The following is a 17,541-nucleotide window of genomic DNA, read 5'->3' as shown; positions in this document are numbered from 1 at the left end:
GTCAGCCGGCGTGAGGGGGTGGCGGACCCAGCAGCTCGGAGGTCGGGATGGCGCCTTCGCGCAGCACGTGCGGCTCGGGGCCGGTGAGGTCGAGCACCGTGGACGCCAGGCCTCCTGGCGCCGCGCCCCCGTCCAGCACCACCATCACGCCCGGCAACGCGCCCGCGTCCTCCGCCGTCATCGCCGGATCCTTACCGTGAAGGTTCGCGCTGGTCGTCATCAGCGGCCCCGCGGCGCTGAGCAGGTCGAGCGCGACCTGGTGCTTGGGAATGCGAACCCCGAGCGTGCCTCCGCCCTTGGCGTGCAGGATCAAGGTCAGCGGTCCCGGCCACCAGCGCCGGATCATCGCCTCTGCCCGCGAATCGACGTGCACCCAGCCCTCCAGCTGCGACTCGGCGGCGACCATGAGGATGAGCGGCAGCCCGGCCGGCCGGCCCTTGATCTGGTAGACCCGGCGCCTCGCCACCTCGTCATCCGCGGCCGCCCCCAGCCCGTAGACCGTGTCGGTCGGGAACGCGATCACGCTCCCACCGCGGATCAGCTGGGCGGCGCGCGTGAGCCCGGCCCGCGTCGGCTTCAGGACCATGCTTCCAGCACCCGCTCGTGGCCGCCAAGGTCGCGGTGCACGACGTGCTCGCCAAAATGCCCGCCCGCCGCGTCGAGAACGACCGCAAGGATTGAGGGGTCGACCTCCGCGAGCACCCTGCCGCCGGGATTGAGCCGCGCCGGCGCCTCCGCCAATAGCCGCGTTACCAGCCCGGCGCCATCCGCCTCCGCATACAGGGCTCGCGCCGGCTGCGCCAGCACCTCCGGCGCCAGCTCGGATCCCGCCGCCAGGTAGGGAAGGTTGGCGCAGACCAGGTCGAAGGCCCCGGGCAGCGGCGCCATCAGATCGCCACAGACCAGATGGACGCGCGTCTCCAACCCGTGCTTGGCCACGTTGCCAGCCGCCACCTCCAGCGCTGCGCCGCTGATGTCGCCCGCCCACACCTCGACACCCGGCGCGTAGTGCGCGACGGCGATGGCGATGCAGCCGCTGCCGGTGCCGACGTCGGCGACGCGAAGCGCCCGCCCGGACTCGCGCGCCAGGGCCACCGCACGCTGGACGAGGACCTCGGTGTCCGGATTCGGCACCAGGACCGCGGGCGTGACCTCGAAGTCCAGCGCCATGAACTCCTTGTGCCCGACCAGGTACGCGACCGGCTCGCCGCGAACCCGGCGCGCCACCAGGGCTCGATACGGTCCAAGCTCCGCTTCCGACAGCGGCCGGTCGAACCGCAAGTAGAGGTCGAGCCGGCGCACCCCCAGCGCGTGCGCGAGCAGCACCTCCGCATCCAGGCGAGCCGAATCCGAGCCGCGCTTGTGCAGGTGATTCGAGGCCAGTTTGAGGACCTCGAGCACAGTCAACGGAGCTGGGTCAGGCGGGAGCGCCGTCGAGCTGCGCCGCCCGCTCGGCGTTGACCAGGGCGGTGACCAGCTCGTCGAGATCGCCCGCCATCACCTGGTCGAGCTTGTGCAGCGTGAGCTTGATCCGGTGGTCGGTGACCCGGTTCTCTTTGAAGTTGTAGGTGCGGATCTTCTCGGACCGGTTGCCGCTGCCCACCATGCCGCGGCGCTGCGCGCCGATCGCGGCCTGCTGCTCGGCGAGCTTCAGCTCGTACAGCCTCGCCCGCAGCACGCGCAGGGCCTTCTCCTTGTTCTGGAGCTGAGACTTCTCGTCCTGGATGCTCACCACCATCCCGGTCGGCTTGTGCGTGATGCGAATCGCCGAATACGTGGTGTTCACGCTCTGGCCGCCGGGGCCGGTCGACGTCGAGGTCTTGATCTCGATGTCCTCGGGTTTGAGCTCCACCTCCACGGGATCCGCCTCGGGCATGACGGCGACGGTCGCCGCCGACGTGTGAATGCGCCCCTGCGCCTCCGTCTTCGGCACGCGCTGCACTCGATGCACGCCGCCCTCGTACTTGAGCTGCGAATAAGCGCCGTGGCCGTGGACCTCGAACTCGATCTTGTCAAAGCCGCCCTTGTCGCTGGGCGAGACGTCCGCGACCTCGACCTTCCAGCCCTTGCGCTCCGCCCACCTCTGGTACATGCGATAGAGGTCGGCGGCGAACAGCGCCGCCTCCTCCCCACCCTCCGCGCCCTGGATCTCGACCACCACGTCGCGCTCGTCGTTGGGGTCCTTGGGCAGCAGCAGCACTTTCAACTTCTCCTCGAGCTCGCCGAGCTCGGCCGAGGCGTGGTGCTCCTCCGCCCGCAGATATTCCTGCATCTCCGCGTCTTTTTCCTGCCGGATCAGCTCCCGAGCCGACTCGATCTCCTGGCGTGCGCGGCGATATGCGTCGTAGGCCTGGACGGTCTCTCGCAGAGCGTGCTGCTCGCGCGCGAGCTTGGTCAGCTGGGCGTGATCCGAGGCGACCTCCGGCCGCCCCATCTCGTTCTCGATCTCTTGATACCGGCGAGCCATCGCCTCGAGCCGGTCGATCACGCCGCCGCTCCGGCGGTGTCCTCCTCACCCTGGCGGGCGCTGTTGAAGGCGGTGATCGCAACCTCGAGCATGTCGTCGGAGGGCTCACGCGTGGTGAACTTCTGCGTCCCCAGCACCGGCAGCAGCATGACGCGCACCACGGGGTGGTGGCGGTGGCGCGCCATGAACCGGATGAGCTCGAACCCGGCGCCCGCGATGATCGGAATCGCAAGCAGCCGGCTCAGCACGAGCCAGAACCAGTTCGGGTGAAAGATCGCCACGGCGCTGAAGACGATCACGCTGACGACGAGAACGACGAGCAGGAACCCTGTCCCGCAGCGCGGGTGAAGGGTGCTGGCGCGGCGCACGGACGGAACGTCGATGGGCCATCCCGATTCGAACGCGTTAATCGTCTTGTGCTCCGCCCCGTGGTACTGGAAGACGCGACGCACATCTGGCAGCAGGGCGATCGCGGACAGGTAGCCGAGGACCAGGCCGACGCGGATCAAGCCCTCGACCAGGACGAAGAGAAAGCTGCCGCTGCGGTGGACCGCGACGCTCGCCAGGAGCAGAGGCAGGCCGATGAAGATCGCCAGCGCGAACACGCCCGCGACCGCGACCGAGCCGCCGATCTCCTTCTTGCTGATCTCGACGTCCTGGGCGCCGGCCGCCATGTTGGCCGACCACATCAAAGACTTCATCCCGAGGTGCAGCTGCTCTCCGATGAGGGCGAGGCCGCGAATGAAGGGCAGCTTCCAGATCGGGTTGACGTAGATGGACGCTTTCAGCTCACCGCGGTCGACGACGATCTCATGCGTGTTCAGCAGGCGCACGGCGACCGCGTAGTGACGCTTGCCGCGCATCATCACGCCCTCGATGACCGCCTGGCCGCCATAGAAAAACGGCTCGGCCCCGCCGCCCGAGCTCCGGGGCGCCTGGGCCGCGGGCGCGGGAGCGGCCTCCGGCGCCAGGTTGTGGGGCGGAGTCCCCGTCTCCGGAGCGGTTACCTCCGGGACGGCCATCTACGCTCTGGTCTTCGCAGCCCGCTTGCGGAACCGCTCGACCTGACCGCCGGTGTCCACGATCCGCTGGGTGCCCGTGAAGAACGGGTGGCAGACGGAGCAGATCTCGGTCTTGAGCTCTTTGCGCGTCGACCCGGTCGTGAACGTGTTCCCGCACACGCAGGTGACGACCGCGTCCTCGTAGTAGGTGGGATGGATCTGTGCTTTCAAAGTAACTCCATGGGAAAGTTTAGCGAGCGAAGGAACCGAGCAAGCTGCTCGCCTGAAGGCTTGCGACTCCGAGATAGATGACAAGGGCCAGCCACGCGGCGCCCATGGCCCACCGGCCGCGAGCGGAAACCGACGTGTAGTACGGGTTGTTGGCATCGCGGAAGCGCTGGATCAAAGTCGGGATCCCGAGCACGGCGATGATGATCACCAGCGGGCTGAAGAAGCCCAGGAACAGGGCGCCCGCCGCGATCAGCGCGTAGCCCGCGACCTGGAACCACTTCGAGACCGGCGCGAGGATCCACGCCCCGTCCAGCTGCCAGACCGGGATCAGGTTGAACAGGTTGATGTAGAAGCCGATGAGGGCCGTGAGCAGCAGGACCGGGGAGTGCGTCGACCCGTAGAGCACGAAGGCGGCGGTGGCGCCGAGGGTGCCGGCGATGGGGCCCGCAATTCCGATCTGGGCCTGCTTGAGGGCGTCGGTGGGGTGTGAGCGCTGGAAGATGGCCGCGCCCATGAACGGGATGAAGATCGGCGCCGTCGCCTGCATGCCCTGGCGCCGGATCTCGACCACGTGTCCCATCTCGTGCACAAAGATCATCACGACCAGCCCGACCGCGAACCAGGGGCCGTAGAACAGCGCATAGCCGCCGAAGCTGACCACCAGCGAGAGCAGCGTCCCCAGGGCCGGAATCTTGAACAGCAGGATCCCCCCGAACTTGACGAACGCCCAGGCCGCGGCGAGGACGGCTCCCAGGCCGCCCATGAGGCCGCGGTTGGAGCTTGGCGGCGCCGGCGCGTGGTGGTACGGCGACTGCGGCGGGATGTCCGAGGACACAGGGAAGCTCGGGGGCGGGGGAATATAGCTCCCGCCCGGTGGCGGCGTCAGGGCGTCCTTATCGTTCATCTGCTCGTGTATGTGATACCCCGGCCCGGAGCTCCCTAATCCAGGCAGCCGGAGTGCCGCCCTGCCGCTAGCTCGGGTCCCCGGCCACGTGATGGCGGGTGGTCAGCCGCCGGACGGTGGCGTGCCGGCTGGACATGAGCAGCGACGAGGTTTCGGCGTAGCCGCTCCCGAACATCACTCCCGGCAGGAGCTGGCCGCCACTGACGCCGGTGATGGCGACGGCGACCTCGGCGGCCGGGGCCAGGTCGGCAACCCCGAAAACCCGGGGCGCCTGGTCCCCGATGAGGAGCCTCTCCTCCTCGTTGCGGGGCCACAGCCGCGCCTGCAGCTCACCGCCCAGACACCGCACCGCGCAGGCTGCGATCAGGGTTGCGTGCAGGTCGCCGATGCCGATCGCGGCGTCGATCCCGGTACCGGGCAGGGCCGCCATGACGGCGCCGGCGAAATCACCCTCCCCGAGGGCGAGGATTCGCGCGCCGGCGGCCGCGACCTCGGCCATGAGGTCCTGGTGGCGGGGACGGTCGAGGATGGCCACCGTGAGGTCCTGGACGCGGGCGTCGCGCGCGAAGGCGATGCGGCGAAGGTTGTCGGCGATCGGGTCGTCGAGATCGATCGCGCCGCGCGCCGCCGGGCCGGCGACGATCTTCTCGACATGCCACACCTCCGGCAGCTGGGCGAAGCCGCCCGGCTCGACCGCGACCAGCACGGAAACCGCGCTGGCGGCGCCGCGCGCGACCTGGCTCGCCCCCTCGACCGGAAAGAGCCCGAAGTCGACCCGCCGGTCGCCGCCGGCAAGGACGGTGCCCGGCGCGAGGTAGGACTCGTTGCGCGGGCTGAGGACGACGGTGCCCGAGCTGCTGGAGGCCTCGAGCACGCCGCGCATCGCCTCTCCGGCGACCTCGCTGACCCGGTCCGGATCGCCCTTGCCGAGCAGGCGCGCGGCGGCCAGCGCCGCCGCCTCCGTGGCGTGCACGAGCTCGAGCGACAGCTCGGCGCGCGCCTGAAACGACGGGATCGCCCCTCTCTGCTGCTCCACCTGCTAGCTGTCGGTCTCTTCCAGCAGCTCGGCCGGGCGAAGCTCCATCTGGTCGATACCGCTCTGCAGGAAGGCCGCACGCACGAAGTCACGGAAGAGCGGGTGCGCGCGGTTCGGACGCGAGCGGAACTCGGGATGGAACTGGCTGGCGACGAACCATGGGTGGTCGGCCAGCTCGACGATCTCGACCAGCCGGCCGTTCGGCGAAACGCCGCTGAAAACCATGCCCGCCTCGCCCATCGACTCGCGGTACTCGTTGTTGAACTCGAAGCGGTGGCGGTGCCGCTCGTAAACGACCTCTTCGCCGTAGGCCCTGTGCGCCAGCGAGCCGGGCAGCAGCTTGCACGGGTACAGGCCGAGCCGCATCGAAGCCCCCATCTGGTCGACATTCCTCTGTTCGGGCATCAGGTCGATGACCGGCGTCGAGGTGAAGGCCGCGAACTCGGTGGAGTTGGCGTCCGGCGCGTCGAGGACCTCACGCGCGAAGTCGATGACCGCGCACTGCATGCCGAGGCACAGGCCGAGGTATGGGATGCGGTTGTGGCGCGCATATCGCGACGCCTGCACCTTGCCTTCGATGCCGCGGTACCCGAAGCCACCGGGCACCACGATGCCGGCGACGCCCATCAGCGGCGAGGTGTCGCCGGCGTCCAGCTTCTCGGATGAGACCCAGCGGATCTCGATGTCCAGGCCGTGGTGGATGCCGGCGTGCCGCAGCGACTCGATGACGCTCAGGTAAGCGTCAGGCAGCGCCACGTACTTGCCGACCAGGGCGACGGGCACCGTCGCGCGCGGATGCTTGATGCGGTGGACCAGCTGGATCCACGGCCCGTGGTCCGGCAGATGCGCCGTCTCGTCGAGCTCGAAGTGCTTGGCCATGACCTTCCCGAGTCCGGCGGCCTCGAGCATGAGCGGCACCTCGTAGATCGACTCGACGTCGGGCACCGAGACGACTGCCTCGCGCGGCACGTCACAGAACAGCGCGATCTTCTCCTTGAGGTCGGCGTCGATCGCGATCTCAGAACGGCAGATGATGGCGTCGGGCTGAATGCCGATGGCGCGCAGGGCATGGACCGAGTGCTGGGTCGGCTTGGTCTTCATCTCCTGGCCGTGGACGACCGGGACCAGCGAGCAGTGAACGTAAAAGACGTTCTGCCGGCCGAGGTCGTTCTTCAGCTGGCGGATCGCCTCGAGGAACGGAAGGCTCTCGATGTCGCCGACGGTGCCTCCCACCTCGACCACGACGGCATCGGCCTGCGGGTCGCGTGACGCCCGGAGGATCTTTTCCTTGATCACGTTGGTGACGTGGGGGATGACCTGCACGGTGGCGCCGAGGTAGTCGCCTCGACGTTCGCGCGCGATGACCTCCTGGTAGATCTTGCCGGTGGTGACGTTGGAGGCGACGGTCAGGTTCTCGTCGACGAAGCGCTCGTAGTGCCCGAGGTCGAGGTCGGTCTCGGCGCCGTCGTCGGTGACGAACACCTCGCCGTGCTGGTACGGGCTCATCGTGCCGGGGTCCACGTTCAGGTACGGGTCGAGCTTCTGGAGGGAGACGGTGAGGTGGCGGGCTTTCAGGATGTTCCCGATCGACGCCGCCGTGATGCCCTTCCCAAGCGAGGAGACGACACCCCCGGTCACGAAAACGTACTTCGACATGCAGACCTCCAGGGCGGTTTTAACCATGTTACCGGGTCGGCTGGGCGACGGGACGCGCGACGCTTACCTGGGTTCGACTTTCGGCTCCAGGACGACGACCTTGGTCTCGTAATCCCCCGACGAGGCCATGACGGACAGCTTGGGCTGAGGCTCGGACGGCTTCACGCCCATCTCTTTGAGGAACCGGTCGATGGTGTCGAGCTCCAGCTTCAGCCCGGGGATGGCGTAGTGCATGGGCACGACGTAGCGCGGTTCGAGCTGGCGGACCACCTCCGCCGCCTCCGCGGCGTTGATCGCGGTGCGGCCGCCGACCGGGACGAGCAGCACGTCCGGCGCGGAGATGGCCTCGGCATCCGCGTCGTCGAGTCGGTGACCGAGGTCGCCGAGATGGCACACTCGCACGTCGTCGATCTCGATCAGGTAGATGGTGTTGCGACCCTGCTTGGCGCCTTTCTCCGCGTCGTGATAGGTGGGCACGCCGATGACGCTGATGCCCGCGACCTCATACTCGCCCGGCCCCCGGATCTCGTAGGCGTCGCGCAGTATCTGGGTGTAGTTGTGGTTCTCGTGCTCATGGCTGACCGTCACGAGGTCGGCGTCCAGCCGCTGCAGCTTGAGCCCGATCGCCGGCGGGTAGGGGTCGGTCACGACTGCCGCGCCGCGGCCGCGCAGCCGAAAGCAGCCATGTCCCAGCCAGGTGACGTCCAAATCTCTCTCCTTGTGAATGCCGGTGGGGGGAAATCCGAACCTTACATGCGGTCGGGAGCGGTGACTCCCATGAGGCCGAGCGCGGTCTTCAAAGTGTGACGCGCCGCCCGGCACAGTTCCAAGCGCGCTCGGGTCACCGCCTCGTCGTCGACCACCACCCGATGGTCGCTGGTCTCGTTGCCCGCGTGATAGAAGCGGTGCACCGCGGTGGCGAGGTCCTGCACGTAGTACGGGATGCGGTGCGGCTCGAGGAGCCGCGCGGCGTCCGCGGCCACCTCCGGCCAGAACGCGAGCTGGCGAGCCACGTCGAGCTCCCATGGATGCACGAGCAACGAGACCTCCGCCCGCTCCGGCAATCGCGGATGCCGCTCGCTTGCCGTCGCCTCGACGTTGGCCAGCCGCGCGTGCGCGTATTGCGCGTAGTACACGGGGTTCTCGTTGCCCTGGGTGACCGCAAGCTCCAGGTCGAACTCGATGGTGGTGTCCGGCGAGCGCAGGAGGTAGAAGTAACGGACGGCGTCGGAACCGACCCGGTCCACGAGCTCGTCGAGGGTGACGAACCGGCCCGCGCGCTTGGACATCTTGCCCTCTTGCAAGTTGACCATCTGATTCAGGATGACCACGAGCTTCGACGGGTCCAGGCCGAGGGCGGCGGTGGCCGACTTCATTCGCGAGACATAGCCATGGTGGTCGGCGGCCCAGATCTCGACCACCCGGTTGAAAGCCCGACGCTCGAAGCGGCTCAGCAGGTAACCGAGGTCTGACGCGAAGTAGGTCGGCTCGCCGTTCGAGCGGATGACCACCCGGTCCTCCTCCTCCGACACCATCTGATCGACCAGGCCGTCCTCCTCCTCGAGGGCGGGCCCGAACCACAGCGCACCGTCGCGCTTTTTCAAATAGCCGGACTCGCGCAGGCGCTCGATGGCCAGCTCCGCCAGTCCCTGCTGCCACACCTCGGATTCGCGGAACCACTCGTCGTAACGCACGTTGAGCCGGGCCACGCTGGCCCGGATGCGCTCGACCATCACCGCGATCGCGTACCCGCGCAACCTGGGCTCGGCTTCGGCGTGTGGCAGGGCGTCGATTCCGGGCAGATCGCGGCGCGCCATCTCGGCAAGCTCGGCCACATACGCTCCGGCATAGCCGCGCTCAGGCGGCTCGTCGCCATGGAGGCGCGCGTACACGGATTCGCCGAAAAGGCGCGCCTGCGTGTTCTGGTCGTTGACGTAGTACTCGCGCTGGACGTCGTGGCCGGTGAACTCGAGCAGGCGGGAGATCGAGTCGCCGAGGATGACACCGCGACCGTGGCCGATGTGCATCGGTCCCGTCGGGTTGATGCTCCCGAACTCCACCTGGATGCGCTCGCCTTCGCCGGTGCCGGAGGCGCCGTAGCCCGGCCCGTGCGCGGCCACCTCGGCCACCAATCGCTGGAGCCACTCGGGCGTCAGCCGGAAGTTGACATAACCCCCGACCGCCTCCACGGCGGCCGCCCCGTCCGGCAGGGCGATGGCGCCGGCCAGGCGGCCCGCTATCTGCGGCGGCGCCTGCCGCATCAGCCTGGCGAGCTTCAGCCCCGCCGGGCTCGCATACTCCCCGCGGTCGCTGCCCTTCGCGCGCCCGAGCTCGAGATCCGGGATCTCGCCTTGGACACCGAGCGCGCGCACCGCGGCCTCGAGCGCGCCCGCGATCCGGTCCCTGATGCCACGCGCCGAGTCCATCGTCATGCGCACGTCGGGTGCTGCCCCGCCAGGGTCAGCTGGATCTGCGCCGAGGCGCCCGCTCGCGAATAGGTCACCGTGACGCGCTGGCCGGGGTGAAAGCGTGAGCGAAGCAGGAGGCGCAGCGGATGCGCTCCGTCGAGCTTGACGTCATCGATCTGAGTGACGACGTCTCCGGGCTGAAGGCCGGCCGACTCCGCCGGCCCGCCCTTGTCGACCGACAGCAGCTCGCCGCCCTCTGGCAGCCCGGCCAGCTCGGCCATCCCGGCGCTGAGGTCGGTGTTGGCGGCGCCAAGGGAGGCCACGACCACCTGACCCGTCAGCAGGATCTGCTGCACGTCGTCCACGATGTCGGCGGCATTGAGCCCGAAGCCGGCCGGTCCCGCCGGCGGCCGGGCCTCCATGGCGATGCCGATCACCTGGCCGCCGACATTGAGCAGCGGCCCGCCGGAGACGCCGGTGTCGATGACGGCATCGGTCTCGATGGAGTCGCTGAATTCCAGCTTGTGGCCGGCGGCCACCGGGTCGGCGACCGAGATCATCCGGTGCATGGCGCTCACATGGCCGGGCGTGACCGCTCCGCCCTCCAGCGGACCGCCGACGGCGACGATCACCTGGCCCTGGACGAGGGCGGTCGGGTCGGCGAAGGCAAGCGTCGGGAGGCCGCTGACGTCATCGACCTTGATCACCGCCACGCCGGTTTCGCAGTCGTAGTCGACCAGACGCGCGGCGCGCGGCTTGGTGTCGTCCGCGACCAGGACGGTCATCGTGGCGGCCCCGGCGATGACGCCGATGTTGGTGACGATGTAGCCGTCGCTCGTGGCGAGGTAGCCGGAGCCGCGGACCAGGAAGGGCTGCTGCTGCGTGACCACGCTGACGACCGCCGGCCTGGCCTTGGCCGCCGCCTGGACGATGGCGGAGTCCTCGGAGATGGTCACGCCCGAACGCAGGTTGACCTGCTGGGTGTTGGTACGTGATTGGAGCTGGAGCACGCCAAGCGTCACGGCGGCGGCGACCAGCGCCGTCAACGCCAGGCCGGCGGCGGCAAACGCGATTGGGCCGGAGCGGCGGCGCCGGGAGGTTTCTGAGTCGTTCGGGCGCAAGTCGCCGCCTGGAGGGATCAACCTACCCGCAAGTGTAGAAAGGGAGGGTCAGCTGCTGCGAGAGGGCTCCGTCGGGTACCAGGTCATGACCAGCTGCCGGCTGGTCTGGAAGCCGGCCGATCGATAGAGGCGGACCGCGGACTCGTTGTCCGGGCGCGTCCAGACGTAGGCGAGCGTGACATGGCGTTCCTGGAACAGCTTCACCGCCCGCTTGAGCAGCATCTCGCCGATGCCCCGTCCACGGTGCTCGGTGGCGACGTAAACCTCGGCGACCTCACCCTCGAGCCCGGTCCCCGGGTCGTAGAGGACGATCCAGCAGAAGCCGATCACCTCGCCCACCTCGTCGCGGACGGCGTAGACGATGTTCTCACCCCGAAACGCCGACGGGACGTCCGCCAGGTGGTGCTCGATCTCGCCGCGACTCAGCTGCGGATGGTCCGAATAGTGGACCTGCTCGCCGAGGTGGAGCTCGACCAAAAGCGGCTTGATGAGGCCATAATCACCGGCCGCGAGGCGCTCGACATCCAGTGTTCTCATCTCCGTCGATGGTAGCCTAGGCGCCCGCGGCGACGCGCCGTTTTCCGCTCAGAATTTGCGCCTCCCATGCCGACGTAGCTCAGTTGGCAGAGCAGCCGCCTCGTAAGTGGCAGGTCGTGGGTTCGAATCCCACCGTCGGCTCCAATGCCCTGCGACAGGGCGTGGATGGGCTCAGGTGGCAGGCACCAGCTCGCCATCGATCGTCGGTGGGCGGATGGCGGCCGGCCACCACAACGTCGCCAGAAAGCACGCCTCCGCGACCAGGATCGGTACGGCCGGCAACAGCAGCGCGAGCTCCAGCAGCACGTAGCCCACGACCAGCAGCGCCACCTGCCATGGCGTGGGCTGGGACCGCAGGACCAGCCAGCCCGCGACGACCAGCATGGCGAAGTCCTGGAAGCCGACGTAGGGGGTGAAGAGAAGGGAGCCGACGATGCCCGCGGCGATCGGCGGCCCGACACCGGCATGGCGCTGGCGCCAGGCCGCCGCGAGGGCCCCGGCCACGACCAGCGCCTGCACGGCGTAGAGCTGCGGGCCGAGGCCGAGCGGGCCGGCGATGGCGTAACGCCGCGTCGGCTCCCACTGCGAGGCCAGGGCGAGCACCTCGCGGTAGCGGTGCAGCCCCTCCGGGCCGAGCAACGCCAGCGCGACCAGGGCCGCCAGCCCGGTGGCCGAGAGCCAGGCGCCGAAGATGCGCCCATGGCCTGACGCGAGCAGGCACAGCGGCACGAGCAAGGCGACCTGCGGCTTGATGGCGATCAGGCTCAGGGCGAGCCCGGCCGCCACGGTGCGGTTGTGGCCGGCCAGCCACCAGCATGCGGCCAACGCGGCAGCCGCCAGGGCGACCGGCTGCCCCACCATCAAGCCGAACGCGACCGGGAAGAGCCCCAACCACAGGGCGAGATGGGCGGCGCGCGCCAGGCGGCCGCCCGGCGCGGCCAGGTGCCAGGCGAGCAGCGATGCGGCAACGATCAGGGCGGTCCAGGCCACGATCGCGACGCCGAAGGGAAGGACTGTGAAAGGAGTCCCGAGCCAGGCCAGCGGCGGTGGGTTCAGAAACGGCGACCAGTAGAAGCCCGACCCAAGCCCCTCCACCGCGGCCTTTTGCGCCGTCAGGTCGTAAAGGTGGCCGTAGCCGTGATCGAGGCCCGTGAGCGCCGCGCCGTAGATGAGCCGGAAGTCGTTTCGGACTCGGTATTGGGGGATGTAGGTGACGGCCGAGGCGTAGAGGTCGAAGGCCAGCAGCAAAAGGCCGGCCCACAGCCCTGCGGCCGCCCAGAGCCGGGTTCGCGACCGCAGGTACGTGACCAACTTCACAGAGCGGCTCGGGTCTTAGTTGACCTCCCGGTAGTCGGCGTCGACGACGTCCTCTTCCTTTTTCTGCTCCCCTTCCGCTGCCGGGGAGCCGTCCTGCGGGGCGCCGCCGGCGGGCGCGCCGGCCTGCTGGTAGATGTGCTGTCCGATCTTCTGCAGCGCCTCGTTGAAGTCGTCCATCTGCTTGCGAAGAGCCGCGGCGTCCGAGCCCTTGGCCGCCGTCTTCAGCGACTCGAGCTTGGCGGTGACCTCGGTTTTGACGTCGTCGGGGATCTTGTCGGCGTTGTCCTTCATGACCTTTTCGGCCTGGTGGATCATCTGGTCCGCCTGGTTGCGCAGCTCGACGTCTTCGCGCTTCGAGCGGTCCTCGGCGGCGTGGACCTCGGCCTCCTTGACCATCCGCTCGACCTCGTCCTTGGCCAGGGTCGAGGACGCGGTGATCGTCACCGACTGCTCGCGGCCGGTGCCCTTGTCCTGCGCCTTGACGTTGAGGATGCCGTTGGCGTCGAGGTCGAAGGTGACCTCGACCTGCGGCATGCCGCGCGGTGCGGGCGGAATCCCGTCCAGGTGGAAGCGGCCGAGCGTGCGGTTGTCGTGCGCCATCTCGCGCTCACCCTGGAGGACGTGGACCTCGACCGAAGTCTGGTTGTCGGCCGCGGTGGAAAAGACCTGGGAGCGGGACGTCGGGATCGTCGTGTTGCGCTCGATGAGCTTGGTGAACACGCCGCCCAGCGTTTCGACGCCGAGTGAGAGCGGGGTCACGTCGAGGAGCAGGATGTCCTTCACCTCGCCCTTGAGCACGCCGGCCTGGATCGCCGCCCCGACCGCGACCACCTCGTCCGGGTTGACGCCCTTGTGCGCCTCCTTGCCGCCCAGCAGGTTCTTGACCAGCTGCTGGATCACCGGCATACGGGTCGAACCGCCGACGAGCACGACCTCGTCGATCTGCTGGGGCGTGAGGCCGGCGTCTTTCAGCGCCGACAGGAACGGCTGCCGGCAGCGCTCGGTCAGATCCGCGGTCAGCGACTCGAACTTGGCGCGGGTGAGCGTCATCTCGAGGTGCTTGGGGCCGGTCTGGTCGGCGGTGATGAAGGGCAGGTTGAGGGTCGTCTCCAGCCGGCTCGACAGCTCGATCTTCGCTCGCTCGGCAGCCTCGGTGAGGCGCTGCAGGGCCTGGCGGTCGGCCTTCAGGTCGATGCCGTTCTGCTTCTTGAACTCCTCGGCCAGCCAGTCGACGATGCGCCGGTCGTAATCGTCGCCGCCGAGGTGGGTGTCGCCGTTGGTGGACTTCACCTCGAAGACGCCGTCGCCGACGTCGAGGACGGACACGTCGAAGGTGCCGCCGCCCAGGTCGAAGACCAGGATGGTCTCGTTGGCCTTCTTGTCGAGGCCGTAGGCCAGCGATGCCGCGGTGGGCTCATTGATGATTCGGAGCACGTTGAGACCCGCGATCTGGCCGGCGTTCTTGGTCGCCTGGCGCTGCGAGTCGTTGAAGTAGGCGGGGACGGTGATGACCGCGTCGGTCACCTTCTCGCCCAGGTAGGCCTCGGCGTCCGCCTTGAGCTTCTGCAGGATCATGGCCGAGATCTCTTCTGGGGTGAACTCCTTGTCCGCGTTCGGGATCCTGACCACGGCGCGGTCGTCCTTGCCCGGCTTGACCTCGTAGGGCACGATCTTCCGCTCCGAGTCCACCTCGGAGAGCTTGCGGCCCATGAAGCGCTTGATCGAATAGACGGTGTTCTCGGGGTTGACGGCCGCCTGCCGGCGGGCGAGGGTACCCACCATCCGCTCACCGGACTTGGTGAAAGCGACCACCGAGGGTGTGGTCCTGGAACCTTCGGAGTTGGGGATGACGACAGGCTCGCCGCCTTCCATAACGGCGATGACGGAGTTGGTCGTCCCCAGGTCGATTCCTACGGTCTTCGGCATAAGTCAGCTAATCCTCCAGGTCGCGCGGCCGGCGCCATTCGAAATAAGTACCTCTGATCTTCTTCCCCTCTGCAGGCGCCTCAAAACAACCCCTAGGCTAAGCAGCAATGCCGATCTTCGAGCTCGACCCTGTCGACCGCATCGCGGTGGCCACCGTCGGCCAGCCAGGCCAGAGGCGTTTTTACCTGCTGGCCCGCGGTTCGGGCCGCACTCTGACCTTGACCTGCGAGAAGTCTCAGATCCAGGCGCTGATCCTGCGGCTGCACCAGATGATGGAGGCCCAGGGCATCCAGATGCCGGAACAGTCGCCGGAGGGCGCCGGCCTCGAACCGGGCGAGCCCGAGTGGCAGGTCGGTGAGATGGGCCTGGGATATCACGAAGCGCGCCGGATGTTCGTCCTGGTCGCGAGCCAGGCCGCCGCTGGCGACGAGGGCTCCTCCGACGACTCTGCCAGAGTGCGCTTCTGGCTGAGCCACGAGCAGGCGATCGGCTTCTCCAAGCAGGCGCAGAAGGTGCTGACCGCCGGCCGCCCGCTCTGCCCTCGCTGCGGGCTGCCCATGGACCCATCAGGCCACCCCTGCCCGGTCGCCAATGGCGCGCGGCCGATCTTCTAGCGCCGGGCCCGCGCCGGGCGCGCATGCCCAAGAGACCGAACGTCTTCTCGCCGAGCTCCCCGACATGGAGGTGATCGGCCTCCTGCGCAGAGCGTCCAACTACACCTTCCTGGCCAGGCTGAACCCGCATCCGCCCTCCGGCCTGACGGTGGTCTACAAGCCGGCCAGGGGCGAGTCGCCGTTGTGGGATTTCCAGGCGGGAACGCTTCACCGGCGTGAGATCGCGGCCTATGAGCTCAGCAAGGTCCTGGGCTGGCCGAACATCCCGCCCACGGTCTTGAGGCGCCAGGCACCGCACGGCATGGGCGCGGTGCAACTGTTCATCGAGGCCGACCGCCGCCACTTCCTGGGGGAGCAGACCGTCCATCGCGACACTTGGGTGCGGGTCGCGCTCTTCGATGTCATCACCAACAACGCCGACCGCAAGTCGGGCCACTGCCTGTTCGATGCCGACGACCGGGTGTGGGTCATCGACCACGGCCTCACCTTCCACGCCGACCACAAGCTGCGCACCGTGATCTGGGATTTTTCGGGCGGGCCGCTGCCGCCCGAGCTCTGCGGCGACGTGGAGCGGGCGCTGCGGGAGGTGGAGAAAGCTGCGCTGGCGAAGAGGCTGGACGAGCTGATCAGCCCGGCGGAGGTGCAAGCGCTGAAGCGGCGGCTGCGCGGGGTGCTCGACCCCGGGTGGCGGTTCCCCGAGCCGGCATCGGCGTGGTCGGTCCCCTGGCCGCCAGTGTGAAGAGGCCTGCTAACCTTCCGAGCTTCGGATGAGGCTGATCCGGGTCCTCGCGACCCTACCCCTGTGGTTGCTGCTGGTTGCGACGAGCCCCGCGACTTCGACCTCGACGCCGGCACCGTCACCCACCAGCTCGCCAGCGCCATCGACCGCGCCCCCGCCGCCTCCAACCCCAACGCCCTTCAACGCCTTCCTGACCCTCGACGTCACCGCCGGCGGAGCGGACACGGCGATCACGGTCAACGGTTCCTCCTTCCTGGCCAACGAGGCGATGACGCTCTACTGGGATCCGCCCAGCAACAAGGTGGCCGGCGGCGCGAACGCGGACGGCAGCGGCAACTTCACCACCCGCGTGAAGCCATTCCCCGGCGACAGCCCCGGGGTTCACCACCTCTGCGCCAGCGTGGCGCCCAACCCCTGCGCGAACTTCGCCCTGCAGGGACCTCCCACGCCCACCCCGTCCGCATCGCCCTCACCGGCGGACTCGCCTTCGCCATCGCCGGCAGCCACGGCGAGCCCGAGCGACTCGCCCAGCCCCTCGCCGGTCGCAGGCACCCTGAGCGGGCTCGACGTCATCTCGAAGCCGCCATTCGTGTTCCTGCCGATCCTCGGTGGGCTCGGCATCCTGGGCGCCGCGGCCTACTGGTGGCTCAGCGTCGCCCGCCGCCCCCGCCCACCGACGCTGCCGGCCGCCTCCGTCGTCCACCGTGCCACCCGGCCCGACTACAGGGCGGACTTCGGGACGCCGCCGCCGGCCCCCGCGGCGCCTGCCCCAGCCCCATCTGCCTGGGCGGACGTGCTGCCGGCTGCGCCACCGCCGCCATCACCCGGCGCGGCAGCAGTACCGCCTTCGGAGCCCGTGTCGCCGGTCGAAGCCGAGCCGGCGTCTGGCGACCCGCCGAGCGCGCCGGACGAGCCTCCCGAGCTGCCCGAGCCCGGCGAGTGAGCCGCCACCAAGGCTAGCGCCGGCCGGCGATCATCCAGATGCCGGGAAGCAGCCCGGCGGCGATCAGAGCCTTGAGGGCGTCGCCGAGGAGGAACGGGGTGACGCCGAGCGCCAGCGCCGTCGCCGGCCCGACGTGAATCGCGAACGCCAGCCAGGTGGCGCCGGCCGCGTAGACGACCACATTGCCGGCGATCATCGCCCCCAGCGCGCCCCACGGCGTCCGGTCCAGCCCGAGCCCGGCCAGCCGGCCGATGACGGCGGCAGCGCCTATGAAGCCGACGATATAGCCGAACGAAGGCAGGAAGATCGCGTTCGCACCCCCGGTGGCCCCGGCGAACCACGGCAGCCCGGCGAGCCCGACCAGCGTGTACACGACCATCCCCAGCAGTCCGCGCCTCCAGCCGAGCACCATCGCGCCGAGGAGCACGCCAAAGGTCTGTCCGGTGATCGGGACCGGCGTGAAAGGCAGCCTGATCACGATTTGGGCGGACAGGCCGACCAAGGCCGCGTAGCCGGCGACCAGGGCCGCGTCGCGGACCCAGGTGCCCGGGATCAGGTCGGCAAGGACTCCAGGGTGGCGAACGACGGCCGGCTGCACTGCCATTGCTATCTCCTTCAACCAAACTCAGGACGGCGTGATG

At 69.0% G+C, this 17,541-nt stretch carries 18 protein-coding genes and 1 tRNA gene; 4 read left to right on the top strand and 15 right to left on the bottom strand.

Annotation, left to right across the window (positions count from 1 at the left end; genetic code table 11):
- Window position 1: 1 nt before the first annotated feature.
- From EPN29_08070 to EPN29_08015, 12 genes are all read right to left on the bottom strand, one after another.
- Window positions 2–586, bottom strand: a complete 585-nt coding sequence (locus EPN29_08070; GenBank protein ID TAN32574.1) for a threonylcarbamoyl-AMP synthase — start codon at window positions 584–586, stop codon at window positions 2–4.
- Window positions 577–1,488, bottom strand: a complete 912-nt coding sequence (gene prmC / locus EPN29_08065) for a peptide chain release factor N(5)-glutamine methyltransferase (GenBank protein ID TAN32573.1) — start codon at window positions 1,486–1,488, stop codon at window positions 577–579. Before prmC ends, EPN29_08070 begins: the two co-directional genes overlap by 10 nt.
- Entirely contained in the window at window positions 1,418–2,488 is a 1,071-nt protein-coding gene (locus EPN29_08060) for a peptide chain release factor 1 (protein ID TAN32572.1), read from the bottom strand. The genes prmC and EPN29_08060 overlap by 71 nt, the downstream gene beginning before the upstream one ends.
- Window positions 2,485–3,489, bottom strand: a complete 1,005-nt coding sequence (locus tag EPN29_08055) for a DUF1385 domain-containing protein (GenBank protein TAN32571.1) — start codon at window positions 3,487–3,489, stop codon at window positions 2,485–2,487. The genes EPN29_08060 and EPN29_08055 overlap by 4 nt, the downstream gene beginning before the upstream one ends.
- Window positions 3,490–3,699, bottom strand: a complete 210-nt coding sequence (locus EPN29_08050; GenBank protein TAN32570.1) for a 50S ribosomal protein L31 — start codon at window positions 3,697–3,699, stop codon at window positions 3,490–3,492.
- Between the two features lie 19 nt (window positions 3,700–3,718).
- Window positions 3,719–4,603, bottom strand: coding sequence for a site-2 protease family protein (locus tag EPN29_08045; GenBank protein TAN32569.1), 885 nt, complete (start codon window positions 4,601–4,603; stop codon window positions 3,719–3,721).
- A 67-nt stretch (window positions 4,604–4,670) separates the two neighbouring features.
- Window positions 4,671–5,639, bottom strand: coding sequence for a fructose-bisphosphatase class II (locus EPN29_08040; GenBank protein ID TAN32568.1), 969 nt, complete (start codon window positions 5,637–5,639; stop codon window positions 4,671–4,673).
- Between the two features lie 3 nt (window positions 5,640–5,642).
- Window positions 5,643–7,295, bottom strand: a complete 1,653-nt coding sequence (locus EPN29_08035; protein TAN32614.1) for a CTP synthase — start codon at window positions 7,293–7,295, stop codon at window positions 5,643–5,645.
- Between the two features lie 63 nt (window positions 7,296–7,358).
- On the bottom strand, window positions 7,359–8,003 hold the full coding sequence (locus EPN29_08030; GenBank protein ID TAN32567.1) for a lactamase: 645 nt from the start codon (window positions 8,001–8,003) through the stop codon (window positions 7,359–7,361).
- A gap of 41 nt (window positions 8,004–8,044) precedes the next feature.
- Window positions 8,045–9,733 carry an arginine--tRNA ligase gene (locus EPN29_08025; protein TAN32566.1) on the bottom strand — a complete coding sequence of 563 codons (1,689 nt, stop codon included), beginning with the start codon at window positions 9,731–9,733 and terminating at the stop codon, window positions 8,045–8,047.
- Window positions 9,724–10,845, bottom strand: a complete 1,122-nt coding sequence (locus tag EPN29_08020; GenBank protein ID TAN32565.1) for a PDZ domain-containing protein — start codon at window positions 10,843–10,845, stop codon at window positions 9,724–9,726. Before EPN29_08020 ends, EPN29_08025 begins: the two co-directional genes overlap by 10 nt.
- A 27-nt stretch (window positions 10,846–10,872) precedes the next feature.
- Window positions 10,873–11,361: a GNAT family N-acetyltransferase gene (locus tag EPN29_08015; GenBank protein TAN32564.1), complete on the bottom strand. Its 489-nt coding sequence runs from the start codon at window positions 11,359–11,361 to the stop codon at window positions 10,873–10,875.
- A gap of 68 nt (window positions 11,362–11,429) precedes the next feature.
- On the opposite strand from EPN29_08015, the gene EPN29_08010 reads away from it, so the two are divergent.
- Window positions 11,430–11,505 (top strand) — tRNA-Thr (locus EPN29_08010).
- Between the two features lie 27 nt (window positions 11,506–11,532).
- Here EPN29_08010 and EPN29_08005 read toward each other — a convergent pair.
- A complete protein-coding gene (locus tag EPN29_08005) occupies window positions 11,533–12,678 on the bottom strand; it encodes a DUF2029 domain-containing protein (protein ID TAN32563.1) in 1,146 nt (381 codons plus the stop codon).
- A gap of 15 nt (window positions 12,679–12,693) precedes the next feature.
- A complete protein-coding gene (gene dnaK, locus EPN29_08000) occupies window positions 12,694–14,604 on the bottom strand; it encodes a molecular chaperone DnaK (GenBank protein TAN32562.1) in 1,911 nt (636 codons plus the stop codon).
- A 107-nt stretch (window positions 14,605–14,711) separates the two neighbouring features.
- Between dnaK and EPN29_07995 the strand changes: the two genes are divergently transcribed.
- The 3 genes from EPN29_07995 to EPN29_07985 all read left to right on the top strand — a co-directional run bounded on the left by EPN29_07995 (window position 14,712) and on the right by EPN29_07985 (window position 16,900).
- Window positions 14,712–15,218 carry a DUF3090 family protein gene (locus EPN29_07995; GenBank protein ID TAN32561.1) on the top strand — a complete coding sequence of 169 codons (507 nt, stop codon included), beginning with the start codon at window positions 14,712–14,714 and terminating at the stop codon, window positions 15,216–15,218.
- Window positions 15,196–15,957 carry an SCO1664 family protein gene (locus EPN29_07990; GenBank protein TAN32560.1) on the top strand — a complete coding sequence of 254 codons (762 nt, stop codon included), beginning with the start codon at window positions 15,196–15,198 and terminating at the stop codon, window positions 15,955–15,957. Before EPN29_07995 ends, EPN29_07990 begins: the two co-directional genes overlap by 23 nt.
- 268 nt (window positions 15,958–16,225) lie before the next feature.
- Window positions 16,226–16,900, top strand: a complete 675-nt coding sequence (locus tag EPN29_07985; GenBank protein TAN32559.1) for a hypothetical protein — start codon at window positions 16,226–16,228, stop codon at window positions 16,898–16,900.
- A gap of 13 nt (window positions 16,901–16,913) precedes the next feature.
- On the opposite strand, the gene EPN29_07980 is transcribed toward EPN29_07985, so the two are convergent.
- Window positions 16,914–17,504, bottom strand: a complete 591-nt coding sequence (locus tag EPN29_07980) for a biotin transporter BioY (GenBank protein ID TAN32558.1) — start codon at window positions 17,502–17,504, stop codon at window positions 16,914–16,916.
- Window positions 17,505–17,541 lie beyond the last annotated feature (37 nt).

The organism is bacterium (assembly GCA_004299235.1).
Classification (GTDB): Bacteria; Chloroflexota; Dormibacteria; order Dormibacterales; family Dormibacteraceae; genus SCQL01.
This window is presented reverse-complemented; position numbering and strand designations above follow the sequence as displayed.

Excerpts from the sequence above, each read along its gene's own strand:
- EPN29_08070 (TAN32574.1), bottom strand. The coding sequence starts at position 586 with ATGGTCCTGAAGCCGACGCGGGCCGGGCTCACGCGCGCCGCCCAGCTG.
- EPN29_08055 (TAN32571.1), bottom strand. The coding sequence starts at position 3,489 with ATGGCCGTCCCGGAGGTAACCGCTCCGGAGACGGGGACTCCGCCCCAC.
- EPN29_08045 (TAN32569.1), bottom strand. The coding sequence starts at position 4,603 with ATGAACGATAAGGACGCCCTGACGCCGCCACCGGGCGGGAGCTATATT.
- EPN29_08035 (TAN32614.1), bottom strand. The coding sequence starts at position 7,295 with ATGTCGAAGTACGTTTTCGTGACCGGGGGTGTCGTCTCCTCGCTTGGG.
- EPN29_08015 (TAN32564.1), bottom strand. The coding sequence starts at position 11,361 with ATGAGAACACTGGATGTCGAGCGCCTCGCGGCCGGTGATTATGGCCTC.
- dnaK (TAN32562.1), bottom strand. The coding sequence starts at position 14,604 with ATGCCGAAGACCGTAGGAATCGACCTGGGGACGACCAACTCCGTCATC.
- EPN29_07995 (TAN32561.1), top strand. The coding sequence starts at position 14,712 with ATGCCGATCTTCGAGCTCGACCCTGTCGACCGCATCGCGGTGGCCACC.
- EPN29_07990 (TAN32560.1), top strand. The coding sequence starts at position 15,196 with ATGGCGCGCGGCCGATCTTCTAGCGCCGGGCCCGCGCCGGGCGCGCAT.
- EPN29_07985 (TAN32559.1), top strand. The coding sequence starts at position 16,226 with ATGACGCTCTACTGGGATCCGCCCAGCAACAAGGTGGCCGGCGGCGCG.
- EPN29_07980 (TAN32558.1), bottom strand. The coding sequence starts at position 17,504 with ATGGCAGTGCAGCCGGCCGTCGTTCGCCACCCTGGAGTCCTTGCCGAC.